14 protein-coding genes and 1 pseudogene are annotated in these 17,356 nt (G+C 41.8%); 6 read left to right on the top strand and 9 right to left on the bottom strand.

The window, feature by feature from the left end; translation table 11 throughout:
• The first annotated feature begins 1 nt into the window (after position 1).
• Entirely contained in the window at positions 2 to 2,149 is a 2,148-nt protein-coding gene (locus F9L33_RS03550) for a TonB-dependent receptor (protein ID WP_152141347.1), read from the top strand.
• Here F9L33_RS03550 and F9L33_RS03555 read toward each other — a convergent pair.
• The 3 genes from F9L33_RS03555 to F9L33_RS03565 are packed head-to-tail and all read right to left on the bottom strand — an operon-like array spanning position 2,139 to position 6,754.
• Positions 2,139 to 3,905: an IucA/IucC family siderophore biosynthesis protein gene (locus tag F9L33_RS03555; protein WP_152141348.1), complete on the bottom strand. Its 1,767-nt coding sequence runs from the start codon at positions 3,903 to 3,905 to the stop codon at positions 2,139 to 2,141. The two genes, F9L33_RS03550 and F9L33_RS03555, sit on opposite strands and share 11 nt — an antisense overlap.
• Positions 3,902 to 4,948, bottom strand: a complete 1,047-nt coding sequence (locus tag F9L33_RS03560; protein WP_152141349.1) for a GNAT family N-acetyltransferase — start codon at positions 4,946 to 4,948, stop codon at positions 3,902 to 3,904. Before F9L33_RS03560 ends, F9L33_RS03555 begins: the two co-directional genes overlap by 4 nt.
• 9 nt (positions 4,949 to 4,957) lie before the next feature.
• Complete coding sequence (locus F9L33_RS03565) at positions 4,958 to 6,754, bottom strand: IucA/IucC family siderophore biosynthesis protein (RefSeq protein ID WP_152141350.1); 1,797 nt, start codon at positions 6,752 to 6,754, stop codon at positions 4,958 to 4,960.
• A gap of 78 nt (positions 6,755 to 6,832) precedes the next feature.
• Here F9L33_RS03565 and F9L33_RS03570 point away from each other — a divergent pair, with 78 nt between their 5' ends.
• Positions 6,833 to 8,098 (top strand): MFS transporter, encoded by a 1,266-nt coding sequence (locus F9L33_RS03570; protein WP_152141351.1) that lies wholly within the window; start codon positions 6,833 to 6,835, stop codon positions 8,096 to 8,098.
• A gap of 27 nt (positions 8,099 to 8,125) precedes the next feature.
• Positions 8,126 to 9,484: a lysine N(6)-hydroxylase/L-ornithine N(5)-oxygenase family protein gene (locus F9L33_RS03575; RefSeq protein WP_152141352.1), complete on the top strand. Its 1,359-nt coding sequence runs from the start codon at positions 8,126 to 8,128 to the stop codon at positions 9,482 to 9,484.
• Positions 9,485 to 10,025: 541 nt separating this feature from the next.
• Here F9L33_RS03575 and F9L33_RS03580 read toward each other — a convergent pair.
• The 6 genes and pseudogenes from F9L33_RS03580 to F9L33_RS03605 all read right to left on the bottom strand — a co-directional run.
• Entirely contained in the window at positions 10,026 to 10,541 is a 516-nt protein-coding gene (locus F9L33_RS03580; protein WP_152141353.1) for a GNAT family N-acetyltransferase, read from the bottom strand.
• Entirely contained in the window at positions 10,542 to 10,889 is a 348-nt protein-coding gene (locus tag F9L33_RS03585) for a DUF6614 family protein (RefSeq protein WP_152141354.1), read from the bottom strand.
• 310 nt (positions 10,890 to 11,199) lie between these two features.
• Positions 11,200 to 12,030 carry an energy transducer TonB gene (locus F9L33_RS03590; RefSeq protein ID WP_152141355.1) on the bottom strand — a complete coding sequence of 277 codons (831 nt, stop codon included), beginning with the start codon at positions 12,028 to 12,030 and terminating at the stop codon, positions 11,200 to 11,202.
• On the bottom strand, positions 12,030 to 12,410 hold the full coding sequence (locus F9L33_RS03595) for a biopolymer transporter ExbD (protein WP_152141356.1): 381 nt from the start codon (positions 12,408 to 12,410) through the stop codon (positions 12,030 to 12,032). The genes F9L33_RS03590 and F9L33_RS03595 overlap by 1 nt, the downstream gene beginning before the upstream one ends.
• Positions 12,407 to 12,784: a biopolymer transporter ExbD gene (locus F9L33_RS03600; RefSeq protein WP_152141357.1), complete on the bottom strand. Its 378-nt coding sequence runs from the start codon at positions 12,782 to 12,784 to the stop codon at positions 12,407 to 12,409. The genes F9L33_RS03595 and F9L33_RS03600 overlap by 4 nt, the downstream gene beginning before the upstream one ends.
• A pseudogene (locus F9L33_RS03605) lies at positions 12,784 to 13,344 on the bottom strand (MotA/TolQ/ExbB proton channel family protein); the annotation flags it as partial. The gene F9L33_RS03600 and the pseudogene F9L33_RS03605, both read right to left, overlap by 1 nt.
• Before the next feature lie 891 nt (positions 13,345 to 14,235).
• Here F9L33_RS03605 and F9L33_RS03610 point away from each other — a divergent pair.
• The 3 genes from F9L33_RS03610 (at position 14,236) to rnd (ending at position 17,355) form a co-directional block, all read left to right on the top strand.
• On the top strand, positions 14,236 to 15,102 hold the full coding sequence (locus F9L33_RS03610; protein ID WP_152141359.1) for a delta-class carbonic anhydrase: 867 nt from the start codon (positions 14,236 to 14,238) through the stop codon (positions 15,100 to 15,102).
• 259 nt (positions 15,103 to 15,361) lie between these two features.
• Positions 15,362 to 16,102 carry a hypothetical protein gene (locus F9L33_RS03615; RefSeq protein ID WP_152141360.1) on the top strand — a complete coding sequence of 247 codons (741 nt, stop codon included), beginning with the start codon at positions 15,362 to 15,364 and terminating at the stop codon, positions 16,100 to 16,102.
• Between the two features lie 95 nt (positions 16,103 to 16,197).
• A complete protein-coding gene (gene rnd, locus F9L33_RS03620) occupies positions 16,198 to 17,355 on the top strand; it encodes a ribonuclease D (RefSeq protein ID WP_152141361.1) in 1,158 nt (385 codons plus the stop codon).
• Position 17,356: the final 1 nt, after the last annotated feature.

Consider the following 17,356-nt stretch of genomic DNA (forward strand, 5'->3'; position numbering starts at 1 on the left):
AATGAAACGTCCTTATTCTTTATGCCTAATGACTACGGCATCATTTTTTGCCTTAAATACAATAACCAATGCACAAGAGCTTGATGATGAACCTTTTGCATTAGATGAGATTGTTGTTGAAGCCTCTCGTACAGGCGCACCTGTTTCATCCATTCCCGGAACTGTCCAAGTTATCGACGGAGATACGCTTAAAGAGCGCATTGGAGCTGGGGATAGTATTGCAACTGTATTGGGGGATTACGTTCCAGGGTTTGCGCCTAACAATGGATCTATTTCTGGCGCAAGCCAAACCTTGCGTGGTCGGAATGTGCAAATTTTGCTAAACGGTATTCCTCGATCGAGTGAACTGCGCGGCTTTAACCGCGATCTTGCTCTGATAAATCCAGACTCGATTGCTTCTATTGAGGTAATTAAAGGATCAAGTGCCATATTCGGAAATGGGGCAACAGGTGGTCTAATCAATATCGTTACGAAAGCTGCTGAAGAAGAAGGAACGCATTATTCGGTTTCTAACAGAGTCTCTTTTCAGGATACGGATATTTCAGATAGTTTGAGTAATGAATTGGCTGTTTCTGTTGATCACAGAAAAGGTGATTTTGGTATTCGTGTTGACGGGTCTTTCAGTACAACGGGTAATAGTTTCGATGGCGCAGGGCGTCAAAGGCCAAGCGATCCATTGATTGGCCAAGGTGGTGGTGATAATGTTGATCGTTATACAATTGGGACGACAATCGATTATGCGTGGGGCGCAAGCGAACTTGAATTCAACTTTAATGCAATCAAGTTAGATCAAGATATAGAATTCAATTCTGATTATTCTACGAACCCAGTTAGTATAGATACAACATCACCTTATGCTGGGCAAAATGTTTTTGATGATACAAAGACAGCATCAGCAACATATAAAAACACTGGATTTGGTTTTGCAGATATAGATTTCACTGTTTACTATAGCGACAGTGAACGCCGCGCAGCCTTTGTTCCTGTGGGACCAGCAAACCCTTTGGTTAATTTTTCTGGTGATCCAGCTAATCCTCAAGATCCTAATGGTCAGTCTGTTTTATTTACAGAACAATATGGTGCACGTCTTGCTTTTCAATCTGGGTTAAATTTTCTGTCAGAAGGTGCCACTTTAACTTATGGTGTTGATTATGGCCATGATGCTGTCAGACAGCAAACGGTTGGTGGAACACCGATTATCTCTCCGATCAGTCAAGATAGTATTGCTGCTTTTGCACAGGCTGAAATACCTATTGGTCAGAAATTTGAGCTTAGTTTAGGTTCGCGTGCCGAGAAATTTTTCCTTGATGTTGGTAATTTCACTCGGCCTGCTATTTTCTTTTCTACGGCTGGTGTTGTTTTACCTGCGGTGGATGTTACTGGTACAAGCACAGATTACTCCGCAGTTGTATTCAATATTGGTGGTGTCTATCATGCGACGCCAAAATTAGATATTTTTGCTGGGCTCAGCCAAGGGTTTTCTATCCCCGATGTAGGTGCATTCACGCGCCGTGCACAAAATACAAATCCGTTTGATGCAACGCCTATTAATTTTGGAAGCATTCAACCTGATGCGCAAATTGTGAACACTTATGAAATAGGTGCGCGTTATACAACATCAACCTTAAGGATTTCTGGGTCTGCTTTCTTATCAACCTCTGATGATGGCACGACATTTGATGCCACAACAAACACGATTACGCAGCAAAAAGAAGAAATCTGGGGGGCAGAATTGTTGGCGGATTATAAGGTGAACACGGATTGGAACGTTGGCGCCTTATTTAGCTTCACTGAGGGGCGCTTTGACAGTGACAATGATGGTCAAATTGATGATTGGTTGCCAAACAACCGTATTCCAGCACCTTACACTGCAACAGTATACAGCGACTATGCCTTTGCTTCTGGTTTTAAGCTGTCAGGTGATGTTGTACTTTCGAGTGCGCGTACAAAAGTTGAGAATGCCGCTTTGGAAAATAATGTACGGATTAACTTGCGGGGCAGTTATCAACTTGGAAATGGCGTTGTTTCAGCTGGGATAGATAATCTGTTTGATACCAATCAATTGAATGCCGCTGCCACTTCAGTCCGTAATATTGCTATTGCGGATGAAGGGCGACGCATTTGGGTGGCATATGGCGCTAAGTTCTAAAGAGAGGGTTTTGCAGATCGGTGCCTAAGTTTGGCATAGGTCGATCTGTATTGTCACCATAACCTATTGTGAACCGCACTTTGTTAATAATAACGCGAGGCAACGTCGGTTTGAAAAGATCAAAGATGTCGAACCGCTCAGAAAGTTCTGGGTGGTTTTTCATATATGCTCGCAAAGTGTTACCCAAAATCTTATAGAAAAGATCCTCTGATATCGCGCCGCAGCAGGCCAATCGTGCTGAAAGAAAGCGTAAAACAGTGACGAAATGGGCCGTTTGGATATCGTGAATAATATGCGCCGCTGGTTTGCGGGGTAACGTATCTTTTATATTCGTAGCTAAGTTATTCAGTTCAGAGAAGTCTTGATCCTCTAAGTCAACATCGCCCTGTAAATCTTTGATAGCCATTCCAATAGGGACATGGTCACGCAATACCACGGTCACATTCTGACCATGAGCAATAAAGCCAATGCCGTATTGGCATAAAAAATGATATAACGGCACTGAAGTAACTTGGAATAGTCTCTCTAGCCACGCTTCAATAGAAAGTCCTGACTTTTGTGCGTGGGCACAGGCAAGCGGTGTGCCTGTGTTGTCCAAATGTAATAAACTCGCCATTAATGTGGCATATGTGTCATCTCCCAAACGTGCCTCTGGTGTTTCTCGCCATATAGCACCTAAGGTCTCTACGTGTTGGTATGGAACGTTGGGGATTTGTGACAAGGTAGAGTGTTTATACCAGATTCCACGTAATTCACGCAGAACTGTTACTCGTTCTGATAATAATGCATCTGCATTTACGATATTGGTCAACCAATCCGATAAGGCTCCACCGCAAGTGATGTATTTTCCAGGAATACCACGCCATGCTGAGGTGTTTAAAATCATTAAGGAAAGCTTGATGTTGGGTGCGCTTGGTTGTTCTAAGTTGACCAGAGTGCGTAAGCTGGGCGTTGCTGCGAATTTGTTACCAAATAAGCCAAGCGGAATAAGACGGCGCAATGCAAAATCTTCTATATAGGCTTGTTGAATGACATGATCCCATTGCCATGGATGTACTGGGATAAGCGTATGGGTTGCAATTGAAATACCTTGTATAGCCATAGCATTTAAGATGTCTTTTGCACCTTGTTGACCTAGGCATGCTGTTAGTAACGAGGTTTCATCGCTCTCTTCGCTATCTCCAATCTCACAGAATTTACGATCAGCGGCTAACCAGAATGTTTGGAAGCCATTCTTACTTTCTGGCGCATAGTTTGTTACGTCATCGATACCCCAACCAAGTCGCCCTTTGTTTGCAACTGCTTTAGGATGCCCTTCGAGTATTGCATGAATCTCATGTGAGGGGAGCGCAATGAGAGCATCGCCAGTAAGTTGCCCAAACTCATTTTCTAATAAAAGATCTTGTTTTAGCGTATTTGAGAGTTCTCGTATAAATGTCGCCTCTGTATCGGGTGACATGCCATGTTCGGCACGTGCATCTATGACGAACTGTAGAGGCGACATCTCTTGTGTATCTTGGACGTTACTACGAGTGATTGAAGCTGGGTCAATCAATAAATTGCCCCAAGCTCCCAATGTTGCATCAAAAATATATGTAACGCCCGACTTAAGTTTAAGCTCTGCTTTCCCATCTTTGTAAATCGGCGAAAGGACTTCTTCATATGATAACTCACTTAGTAATTTTGCTAAGGATTTTCTGCATACGCTCTGCCATATAGCACTTTCAGGTTGGATTTCTTTAAGGGGTATATTCATAATTTCACCTCAGAAAAGAAACGTTGGCGACGGCATTGTACCAATGCTGATCGCTTATGGGGGAAGTCAAATTCCTTGATTTTTTCATAGGCGACATCATCAGCATAACTGAGCATCTTTTTATGATCTGCTCTGGGTTCTCCCATGATGTTCTCTGTCATTGGGCAATCTAGGAATAAGTAATGTGTGATTGCTCTAAAACAGGCCGCTGTTTTCGTACGCCCAAGATGGCTACGTTCACCGATCAAGCCATGCCAACCACGATCCCAGTAAGCTGAATCATAATATGCCCCAAGACGATCTTCGCGGGTCCAGTATGTTTCAAAATAACCAGCATCTTCGCCGTTAAAACAACCAATTACAGGATAAGTATGTGGGTCTGTTTCTAGTTTTAAAAGATACTCGCGTAATTCTTCTTTTGAATGAGCCAGTTCCCAAAAATGGGATACGCGCCCGTCATTCATCCAACGGTAAAATGTATCTAAATCGTTATCAATATCTAAGGCACGAAATGAAACTGTTAAGCTAGCTACTGGGTCATGCCTTTGGTAGCACAACCCAACTGGGGCAGGTGGTCTGTGTGGATGGTCACGTCCGTCTGGACCAGATACGAGTTTAGTTTCAATAAATCCAGAAGGTTGGTGACTGATCCAAAGTGATGAACTTTGATAAAAACCAGAACGATCCACCCAATATGAACCATTATCATAAAATAGAAAATCAACGTCACGTGGTGGTATATTTGCAGTAGTCGTAACGAGTTTCATATTTATGATGTCGGCGTTTTGAGCAAAGACCCATTCAATAGCTCCTGCTATTACTGCGAGGTTCAGTTGGTCTTTGTCTGACTTTAAATGTAATTCTGGTGTTGTATTTAAGACTAATCGTGCGTTTGCTGTATGCGTCTGTCCCACAGTAATGTTCACAGTATTTTCAGATGCGCGTTCGATAATAATTTCAGAATATTGATTTTGCCAACGGACAAGTGATGGTTTCGCGGTGTTTTCTAACTCATTGGATTGGTTCGAGACATGTATATTCATAATGTGTCCTTAGTTTTTAATAAGTGGGTTTGGAATTTGAAGAAATGTTGCAAGCTGCCCATCTGCATCGCCAGATGCTTCATTCACATCGCTTAAGCTGGTCATGTAGTTGCCTTTACTGCACAGAGTTGGCGCATCCAAAAGCATACGGATAAAACCATCATCGCCGTTTGTTTCTATCTGCGTTTTTTCTAAGAAATGGCGGAAGCAGTTATGAAATTGAGCTTCTGTTCCCAAACCATCTATCGCCAATGTGCTTATAATATTCATGATGTTATTGACGACCAAGTAATAACAAAACAGGCTGTCGCCCAATTCAGGATCAGCAACATTTTCAGAAAACCGTCCAATGTCTGGCACATAGCTTTGCAGTAAATCATGAGTCGTCGTTAAATGCCCTGTACCCTGGCAATCCCGAATCCATACATCTGTTGGGTATCCATCTTGCAACTCGACCATCATGTTTTGTTGATGAGCGCCAAACAGCAACCCGTATTCAGACCGCAGATGGAGAAGGGGAGAGACTGCTACCTCTAGAAACCTTTGAAACCAATCAAGGGCAACGGTATTTTCGATATCTTTTGTATGTTTAGATATCGCTCTGATAATGTCACCCAAGGCGGATGATGTACTAAGTGGCGTTTCGCACAAACTGGCCAACATATAGGGTCCTTTGGCGGATTTTGTTGTGAAAGGATTATCGCGGAAAACAACAATGCTTTCCTCTATTTCGATACCATCTAACCCTTTCAGCGCTATGTGTGCAGGCTCTCCTAATATATGCAGTGTTGGCAGGTCTTTTCTTATAGCGCCCCCGATTGGTGTTTCCATTAAACGGTGTAATTGTTTGCCACGTTCCACCTCTTTAAACACTAATGTTCTTAACGAGTTTGTAAGCCGTAAGTTCATTGAAAATTTCAACATATATGGGGCGTGAAATGCGTGGATTGTGCGCATGGAACCCGTTGGTGAATAAGTGCGGCCTACTTTGCCAACGATTTTCAATAAACCCTCTTGCATCCATTGGATAACATCCGAGCGTAATAAAAGATGACTTGCTTGCCAAGGATGCCAAGGAATTGGAATGAAACCTTCTGGGCAATCTTCATCTAATGCACTTGGCAATGTGCCATCAGCGCTGACAAGAGCGCAACACATATCAGCAGCACTTTCGTGGCTTACACTATCTAATGACAGAATAGATTCGTGTGCGAGGCACCAAAACAGTGGAAACTCACCATTAAATTCTGGAGCGTATTCTGAAGCATCTTGTGGTGACATTTCATCACGGCTGCGTGGGTTCGGGTGTGTAGGATGTCCTGCAGTAAGAGCTTTTTCAGCTTCGGCGAAGTTCCAGTTTTCGGGGGGCATTCGTGCAGGTAAAGCTATCAATGCTTCACGTGTCATTTCCAAACTGTCCATAACACGAGCCATAAAGCGTACTTTCTTTTGTGATTTCCCTGCACTTGCCTCATCATCGAATACTAATAACGAAAGCATTGTTTCGGTACTTATCGGCTTGGGTGCGTTGCCGTTCGTTATCCAAAGCGCGGGGAGTGAAAATACCTTTCGGAATCCGCTATCGTGTGTCAGTGAAATTAGGATGGTTCCGCTTGGGGATTGAATGGGTAGTTGAACAACCCTCCCAACTAAGCCCCATGCTTCTTTTTTACTTTCTGGTAATAAAGACCAACCATTCCATTCTCGTAACAGCGCATTCAAAAATGAATTTACGGCACGAAAGTCAGCATCTTGTTGTGCTGTTGTTATATCTTGTTCGGGCAATTGTGGGGGTAATTCGCTCATTTTGAAAACCTATCAATTATCATATTGACGACAGCTAATTAATTCTGACAAATAAAGTCAACTATATATCTTACTAAAATGCTCGGATTTAATGTAACCCTTGTTTTTAAGCAGAAAGTTGCCACTTTGAACACCTCAACGGCTATCGCAATAAGATTCAGTTTGATGGGAAATGGTTTCCATCAATCTGTATTGTTGGCACTAGTACCCATCATCCAAAGCAGCTTTGATTTACCTGTATCTTATGTGGGTTTCATTGTCAGTTTAGGGTTATTGGCATCTGCTGTCACTATTCCAGTGTGGGGTATGATCGTCTCTAGATACGGTTTTAAAATTGTTTTCCATATCGTCATATTGGGTGGGTTATTGGGGTCATTAGGGATTGGTATATTAATTCTACTGTCTCAGAATGGATATGGAGTAGGAGGCGGTGCCTTTGGAATACTTATTCTCTGTCGCTTGATTTATGGATCAACCGCAACTGCAATGCTGCCCATTGCGCAAGCTTATACAAGCATACATTCAATACCGTCACTGACCTTGAAATCATTAGGGCAGTTGAGTGGTACTCTTAGCATTGGGCGTATTGCAGGGAGTGGGCTGGTCTGGCCACTCTTGCTCATAGGCAATAGTATTCCATTATTAGCAACGGCCCCAATTTATATCGTAGCTTGGGTTTTGCTAAGAAAGGAGGTGGATACCTATTGTGTTCCTCCAATCTCTGCCCCCCTAAAGTCAACACTTCGACATGATGTATCAGCGATAATTGTCGTATTTATTTTACAGCTTTCAATAGGCTTGCTCTATGTCGCTTTAGGCCCGCTAATTATGGAACGTACCGCTATGCTGCAAGAGCAGGTAGCTGGTTTTATTGGTTTTTGTATTATGGCTGGTGGAATGGGGGGGATAGCTGCACAGTTTTTAATAGTACCTCGGCTAAATGGCAAAGAAGTAACTGGTCGTATACTTGGTGTTGGAGCCGTTCTGGTTGGTTTCTTATTCATTATATATCAGCCAAAAATAACGATATTACTTCTATCTTGTGCTTTAATCGCGGGCGGTACTGCAACCGTGCTTTCAACAAATTTATCCATTCATTTACGCGGCAAAGATAGCAGGCAGAAAGCCCAGTTAACATCAATCTTGGCAAGCATACAACTTATTGGACTTGCCATAGGCACCTTAGTATCAGGGGTACTTAGCGATATTGCCGCGGATTTACCATTCTGGTTCGCGAACTTATTTATGGCCGTTTTAATGTGTGTGTTGAGTGTAGCGCGGCTGTTTAACATCATAATAATCCCAGCATTTGCAAGGAAGGCAGACACAACTCTGCCGAAATAACCTCCCTATAAATTAAAGGAAATTAATATGTCGACGATATCCACACTTGAAACTATGCAGTCCAACGAACTTGATTTGGCGGGGATTGGTGTTGGGCCATTTAACCTAAGCCTTGCGGCGGTTCTAAGTCATATACCAAACCTAAAAACAGCATTTTTTGAGCGCAGTGTTGATTTTACTTGGCATCCAGGTTTGATGATCCAAAACTCAATATTACAGAGCTCTTTTTTAAAGGATCTTGTGACACCTGTTATGCCCACCAGTCCACATTCATTTTTGAATTATCTTGTCTCACATAAACGGTTTTATGATTTTACATCTGGCCGATTTGGATCTGTAACACGCCAAGAGTTTTCCAATTATTTAAGTTGGGTTGCTATGCGTTTACAATCGGTGCAGTTCAAATCAAATGTGCGCGAAGTCAGGTTTGAAAATGGTGTTTTCCATTTAGACTTTGATAATGCCGAGACTATAAAGGCACAAAACTTATCCCTTGGTACTGGGATGCGGCCTTATCTCCCAGAATGTTCTAAACCTCATATTGGAGAAAGCTGTTTTCATGCGTCTGAATATCTGTTTCGCGCACCAGATTTATCTGGCAAACGTGTTGTCATCATTGGGGGTGGTCAAACAGGTGCAGAGATTTTTTTACAAGCCTTAACAAACGCCAACATGGCGCCATCGCATGTCACTTGGGTTAACCGACGCAATTCATTCTCTCCATTAGAGGAGGGGGCTTTTGTTGATCAAATTTTCACACCGAATTACGTGAAGGCATATCAGAGTTTTTCAGACACTCTGAAAGATCAAGAATATAAAGGGCAAAAACTTGCAAGCGATGGCCTAACACCATCAACTGTTGCTGATATCTATTCTGAACTGTATCGGCGCACACATTTATCCGAAGAACATAACACATTCAGCATGCGGCCTGGGTGTGAGTTGATTGATATGAGTAAGGACTTACAAGGTTACAGATTAACACTTGAAAGCCAGTCTATGGAGCAGAACGCCGAATTGGATGTTGATGTTGTCATTCTTGCGACTGGAGCAAAGCCATTTGTTCCAGAATGTATGAATCCAATTGCAGATCGGTTTGATCGCATCAAAGGAGGTGGTCTTGCCCTTGATGACCATTACCGGGTTCAATGGGATGATTCCAAGACAAACACTATTTATGCTTTGAATCATGGCGCTCAATCCCATGGAATTGTTGATGCTCAACTAAGCCTTATGGCATGGCGTAGCGCAACTATTGCTAACGACATAATCGGGCGAGATATGTTTGATGTGGACCCTGGTATGTGTCTGGTGGATTGGCAAGGTTTACCAGCGTCCGTTATGCATGAGCGCGCTGACTTGATAATGACAGATAGAGCAAGTTAAAGACAATAAGCACAACAATTTTAGATAATCATGAAACATTCTTGACTATTTTGGATTGGTTGAAAACCTAAGGCATTTATGGATAGCTGTTTTGAGGATAAACGAAATGCGAATGTCTGCTTTGTCCGCCATAGCAGACATTGAGATCGCTAATATCGAATGTTTCTTAATGTTCAATGGCAAAGCAATTTAACCAAAATGGCAGTGTGTTTTACCCAATCGTTTTTCTGCTCTAATAAAAACAGTGGGTTACATACTGCCTAATGGTGAACTTAATGTGCTTTCCACATCAAACGTGTAAAAGGTCAGGCAAGTCTGCCATTTTGGTGGCTTTATTGCCATTAGGGCCGATGTGGGATTAAATTATTAGATGAGCGACTGTTTTTGATGACAAATCGCGCTCGAAAATAATATCGTTTGGTAACTAAGGCGGATAGGAGGCATTGCGCTAATAGCAATCTTTTAGTTACCTCAATTTAACGAACGTCTGCTTAGAGCCCAAACTAGACATTCACCTAGAAAAGCACCTTACTATCATTCCTTAAGCACTTGGCTTTGGTAATTTATAGACGTCTCTCGTCACTCCGTCGGGAAATTCTTCCCGCGCAATTTTCTCACCGTTCAACGCTAAAACAAGAGCCTTTGCAGCTAAGTTTTCATCTTTCATATGGGTTTCAACTAATTCCCAGTTCAACGTATCGTATCCAAATTTGATTGCAGCATGTGAGGCTTCCTTCGCAAACCCCATTCTACGCGCAGATAATCCTATCCACCATGTAAGTTCGGATCTCGGCCAGCCCGTAGGCCAAACCATCCCGCAACTTCCAATTATTTCCCCAGTATCTTTTCGCTGTAGTGTCCATTGCCCGTATCCACGAAGATGCCAATGCCCAAGATCACGTGCAATTTTATCCCAAGACGCACTGGTTGATAGTGGCCCACCATAAAATTTGGACGCTTCACCGTCTGCATAAAACTCTTCATATACCTGGGCATCACTATCAGTAGGCGCTCGAAGAATAAGGCGGTTTGTTTCTAATTCAGGGATTTGGGCCATCTAAGTCAGCTCACGATACAATACAAAAAGAGAATCCACCACTTTGCTGTTTACAGCAACATGGATGGTTTTTAGTGGCTCTTCACCTGCTTCAACATAGTCCCAACAGGCGAGAGACGCTTCATAATCGTGAAAACACATCTCGACCATCACCGCAACTTCTGGAAACCGAGTGTCATATCCAGAATGATACGCACGCTCCCACAGACGCCATGAATGTACATATCCTTGTTGGTTAAGATGTTCGCATAAAACGTCATATGCTTGCTTGAATGCAGGCAAGTCGATACCTTTTCGAAGGTTAAAAGCCCCAAACATTGAGCAATGTTTTGTTTGTTTTTCTATCATGTCGCACCACTATTTCAGCCTCTTCTACAGAATAGTTTAGATCACAAGGTATATTTGTCGACAACTGTCACGACGAGAGATTATCCATTCGCGTCAATGATGTTAGCACAAAACGGAACGACCAAGGAAAAGATCAAACGATCCCGAAGGTCAGTATATGTATCTATAAAGGCAAAGCTTTATGGTATTTTACATCTACTGTCGCGTAGCGTGATATTTACCTATACTGACTCTATGAATGCGAATGCCCGCTTTTCCCCCAAACGTGATATTTATTACTGTATTATTTATCATTAACTTTTCATAAGAATTACCTCCTAAAAACGATTGGAACAGTAAACACATATGACTTGTTGCTCAGACCTTTTGGTGCGCTTGGGAATTTATGTGTATTACTGATTGCTTGCAATGCAGCCGTATCCAAAGCATTTGTGCCTGAGCTTTTTTTCAAAGAATATGCTATTATATTTCCAGCTCTTCCAACCGTTAATTTCACCATAGCTTTACCATTTTTACGTGTACCACGTGGATACTTCTTAGACCGTTCAATACGCCGCCTAATCTTTGCACCCCAAACTTGCTTCATATCCGCAATTTGCTTTTTAGAAACACCAGTTGTTACGTTACTTTGTCCTTTACCTGCGAAAGCACCATTGTCCAATCCTGCGGATTTTTGTTCTTTTTGGCGAGATGATGCCACTTGTGCTTTTTCGGCTTTTGGTGCGAGCTTCTTTTTTACTGACTGTTTTGGCTTTTCTACGTCTTTAGGTTTAGGTTTCGGGATTGGTTTGGCCGTTTCAGTCTGTATTTTTACAGGCTCATCAACGTTTGGCGCAGTTAGCGCAATCAAGTTTGGCAACAATACTGCCGCAGTTTGCGATGATGGAGCGGCAATAGCTGGCGCTTGATCAGGTGTTGGTTGTGTTATCGGCTTGATATCCAATGTTTCGGCAAGTTCTGGTGGTTCTTCCCATTTTTGAACCATCCTTTCTATTTGTTGGTTAGCTCCTAAAATAGAAACCGCGTCTTCACCACCGGCACCGCCAGACTGTACACCTTTAGCGGGGATCGTATAAAAGCCTGCAATGTGAATACCCACAGCGATAGAGCCAAAAATTGCAATCTCAGCGTAACGTTTCATTATCCGCCCACCATCACTTCGACATTTGAAAAGCCATTTTCAGTGAGGATTTTTAAAATTTTAGCAATCTCTACCGCAGCAACTGTACCGTCAGCCTGTAATTTCAGAGGGGATTGTTTATCTGCTTGCGCTGTTAATGCATCCAGAACCTTAGGGCCGACGATCCCTTCGAAGCCAAGAACGGCTTCTTCAGAAACATATAAAACAGTTTCACTTTTTGGTTCTTGATCTAATTCTGCAGTAGGCAAATTTACCTCAAAAGGTTCTGGGGGCGTAATCTCTGCGGTCATTAAAAAAAATATAAGTAACAGAAATACCACATTGATCATCGGAATGATGCTTTCGGAAGTTTGACGTTTTTGAGGGGGCTGAAAATTCATTCGACCAACACCAAATTCTGAAATCCAGCTTTCTTAAGCGCGACGCTAATATCCACGATGCGCTGTAGGCTGGCACCATCTTTTCCACGTAATATAATGACATCTGTTTTTTCTTTTGTGAGATCAGCGACAGCATTCGCCAGTAAGTCAATGCCAATATCAATACCATTCAAACGAATAGAATCTTGTAACACGTCAATCAAACGTGGCGGGCCTGTATACTCACCGCCTGCGCCCGCCAATGGAATTTCTATAGCGCTGTTCATTCCAAAACGAGAAGCCAACATAAAGAATACAAGCAACAAAAACACGACATCAATCATGGGTGTTAAACTTGGCTTGCGCCTTTGTCGTGGCTCAAAACCTAAGTGCATCACTCAGCAGCTTTTAATTGACCAACAGGAATAGAAGGCCGGATAAAGGCTCTTGTGGCGATATCCTCATAATCCAGGCGCAATCGCTCAACAATACTCTCGAACCAAGTCAAACTTGCAGATGCTGGGATAGCAACGGCCATTCCAGCAGCCGTTGTAAGCAATGCTTCCCAGATACCACCTGCAAGAATAGATGGATCTGCACGGCTGCCAGATTCTTGTAATGCCTGAAACGCTGCAATCATACCAAGAACCGTACCAAGTAATCCCAGCAATGGAGCGATCGTTGCGATCAATTCAATCAAACGAAAGCCTCCACTGGCTTCTGCCAACCTGTTCTTGGCGATGCGAGAAACTTCATCACGGGCGTCTGTATCGTTTAACGTTTCAATGGCTATAGAGACTTCATGTTTAAAAGCGGTACGATTGCGTTTCGTATTTTTCCAAACACCAGCCATCGTAAACCGCCAAAGTTTCCACAGAATTACGGATAGCAAGATTACAGAAAGTGCTGCAATCGCCCATATAGAAGGGCCCCCGTTTTCTAAAAAAATGGCTGCATTATTAAAAGTATTCTCTACGTCTACTGTTTCCATAATAAACCTCTCTTTCTAGAGCTAGCCGTTCTTGATTTACGACTGATACAGATTGCGGCACATCAGACGCAACTTTATCGATCCCTGCATTTACGACAATCTGATCAAGCGTTTTTCTTCTTGTGCCCCTGCTACATTTGCACAAATCGCTGCAACCACAGCCCCAGTAAATATGTTACTTTTCACGATTCCTTCCCCTTCGCTCTGCTCGTGATGAGTTCGCTGCCTGATAGGAATCGGGTTGCTAATGACGTACTTATCATTAACCCAATAAAAAGAGTCAAGTATTGTGTTAATTTTTCATAATTATAATCATGCGTTATAAAATTTCGACACCTCACAAAAATGACTGGGGCATGTTCTTATCGTTATTTCGTACTCAATTATGATAAATGCCAATGTCTGCTTTGTCCCCCATAGCAGACATTAAACCCATTGTGCCTTTTCAATGTCGGTTATGGGCTGGAAGCAGACTAAGTAACTAAGGGCCGATAGCGGACATTCGCTACGAAAGCAAAGGCTTGAGCATCAAATTTCCCAAGGGGCTTTTTAATATTACAATTCATCTATGTAGTTGTCGTATGTTTAAAGTAGGAGTCACATTAAGTCAGTCTCATCAATTACAGAAAACGACATGTATTATTTTGAAGTTTCAACGTCAGTTGCGACAGTTTTGGAAATGTGAGTATTTAAGCTATACTTAGCCTAAAGATGTTTCTTTCAAATTATTAGATTGTGCTTTGCCACTTTAAGGTAATTAAAGTTCTATTATAGGAAAAGAATGTACAATGTATCAGCCTCTATAGAGCCTCATTCCGCTTTTCCTAAATACTTACAAAAATCAAGGATAATAAAATGAAACGACCTCTAAAAATCTTTACGGCTTCAGTATCAACATTGCTTGCTCTTAGTGCTTCTAGCTTTGCTGAGGACAACCATAGCAACGTGACAGACGAAACCATTGCAGATCAGCGTGTTGTTTTAGCAAAAACTACGCAAGGTGCAGGGTTTGGCGCTCAATCACCAAGAGATATCGACGCAAAGGCAGGCAGCAATTCACGTACATTTGAGGAATCACCACCGTATACAGAAATGAATCTTTGCAACATTCACTTCCATGAAAATGCGGAGCATAAGGGGGGACAATTTACTAAATTTGCAGGAAATGGTGATGGTCACGGCAATGGCACGGGATTTATGTACTCTGGAAAATTATCAGATGCTGAATTAGCTGATGTTGGTGTTAAAATTGGTAACAGCGAGCACGGTGATCTTGTTCCCGGAGATACAATTGAGGTTCATTATGTCTATTCATCTGCCTTGGTTACTCCTGGCCCGACACTGGCCTCTTGCCTTACTGAAACCATAAAGAACCCACAGTTGCGAGTGGAGTCGCAAGTCTATGTTTTGGTAAATGATGAAAACGCGTTAGATTTTACAGAATTGGCTAAAACTGGTGTTGTTGATGGTTTGCAGCAAGCTTTAAATATTCCTTCTAATACAGGTACGCCAGTTCAATATGCAGGTTCAACCACAGGTCCAAGTTATAATGAAAAAGGTTCCCCTTTTCAGGTAACATGGAATGTTCGTCCAGAAGTAGCAAAGGTGAATATACTGACCGTTGGAGCATGGTTAGAAAATAACGTTTTTGACGAAGATCACGCACATGGCGTCAGAAACCTCGTTGTAAACCCTGACCTTTTATCAGAAATTACACAATAGCCATCTCGAGTGTATTTCACCTGCCTGATTTTCAGAGCAGGTTAAATACAAAACTATATAAGTATATAGATCCTAATAAATATTGAGATATATTAAGCTATGTTTTTTGTAGAAATACAACTGTTAATCAATTGGTCTATCACCAGCAACTGCAGGTGATTGGCATGTTGATAAAAAGAATAAATATCAAGTAGGTAAATCATTCCATAAATTTTCACTCGCAACTTATAAATCTGATAAATTAGGAAAATCAGAATACGTGGAAAGCTATATTAGGGTTCCAAAATTTTTCCCAAAAGAAATTCTATTTAATTCACAGACACCAAGGTCACGTGACGAATTTAAAAAACAAGCTTCGAAAATATCTCAGCGCATTACTCAAAAGTACAATGCGAATGCTATGGCAAACGAATATCGAAGTTTTTGTTCTAATTTAAATAGAGAGGGGAATATCAGCCTGGTTAAAATGGGTATAACCCCAGATGAATGTATGGGAATCCTTTCTGCAGAAACAAGCCGAATGATCTTTAATTTCAGTTTCACGCATAATATCGAAGCGTCATATGAACAGGCGATAACTGGGTTTTATAATAGCGACCAAAATAAGTTTGTTTCGATGAACGATATTGCAGATCATGTTGCACCGATAATGGTTCAGATAAAGGCTAATGATTCAACTACATATAGCACTAATTTTACTTTTTTTGCTCCAACGTTACATGATGTAAACTTTGGAGGTCGTATGGCTGAAGATTTAAAACTTTATAGATTTTATACAGGTAAAATATATTGTGCCACGCAAAAGTCAGCCAAAGATAACTCTGAATTTATTGCGGATAATTGTAAAAATGCCAAATCTATCGAGATTGCGAGTGGGAGTATTCATACATCATTAGGTGCTTTTTACAGATACGTAAAAAGTTTGATTCCATTGCTATTAAATTTACACGCCAACTTTACGAAACCATATTGTCTTAACACCAATAAAAGACGTCTATGATCAGCTGTTCGCTGCCAATTAATATGTCCACACACAAGGTTAATGTTTAAGGCTTTATCTTGCCTTAAGTTGGATAACGACATAAAGCAATTGGTATGAAGATAATAACCAAGACAGCCGACTTAGATGCATTTTGTAAAGAGTGTGCCACGCAAGAATATGTTACCGTAGACACAGAGTTTTTACGCGAACGAACTTATTATTCAAAACTGTGTTTGATTCAAATGGCCTATAAAGGGCAGGGGAATGAGAATGCTGTTTTAATTGATCCGTTATCAAACGGGTTATCACTTGATCCATTATACACGCTTTTCAAAAATGAATCTGTTGTGAAGGTGTTTCATGCAGCGCGACAAGACCTAGAAATTTTCTTCGTCGATAAAGGTGTGATCCCATCACCACTCTTTGACACACAAGTCGCAGCGATGGTGTGTGGATACGGTGAACAGGTTGGTTATGAAACACTTGTGCGTAAAATTGCGAATGAGGGTTTGGATAAATCATCCCGCTTTACCGATTGGAGCACGCGCCCGCTGTCAGATAAACAAAAAACATATGCGATTGGCGATGTGACACATCTGCGTGTGATTTATGAACATCTTAAAGCAAGCTTAGATAAATCCAATCGTGCAGCGTGGGTTGATGAAGAATTAGGGATTTTAACCAACCCTGGCACTTATATTGTGGAACCAGATGCTGCCTGGAAACGTGTAAAAACACGTAATGGTTCAGGTAAGATGCTGGCCTATGTTCGTGAATTAGCCCGTTTTCGTGAAAACTATGCGCAGGCCAAAAATATTCCACGTAACCGTGTTTATAAAGATGATGCTTTGCTAGAATTAGCAGCGACCAAACCATCTGGTATGGATCAACTTAAGAAATCACGTTTATTATTGCGTGATGCACGTGGTGGTTCAATTGCAGATGGTATTTTGAAAGCTGTCAAAGCGGCCTCGCAGGTCAAGCCAGAGGACTTTCCCAAAGCGCCTGTACAACGTGTAAAAAAGCAAGGGACTGATGGCTTGGCTGATTTGCTACGCGTTTTATTGAAAGCCAGCGCAGAAGAAGCGGGGGTTGCAACAAAACTGATTTGCAATACCGCTGATTTAGATGCAATAGCATCTGGTGAGCGTGACTTGCCTGCTTTCAGTGGCTGGCGGAAAAAAGTGTTCGGTGAAAACGCCTTGCAACTTTGTGATGGCAAAATTGCTCTATCGGCAAACAAAGACTCAGTTAAGATAGTTAAAATTTAAA

The sequence above is a fragment of the Amylibacter sp. SFDW26 genome, assembly GCF_009184395.1.
GTDB lineage: Bacteria > Pseudomonadota > Alphaproteobacteria > Rhodobacterales > Rhodobacteraceae > Amylibacter.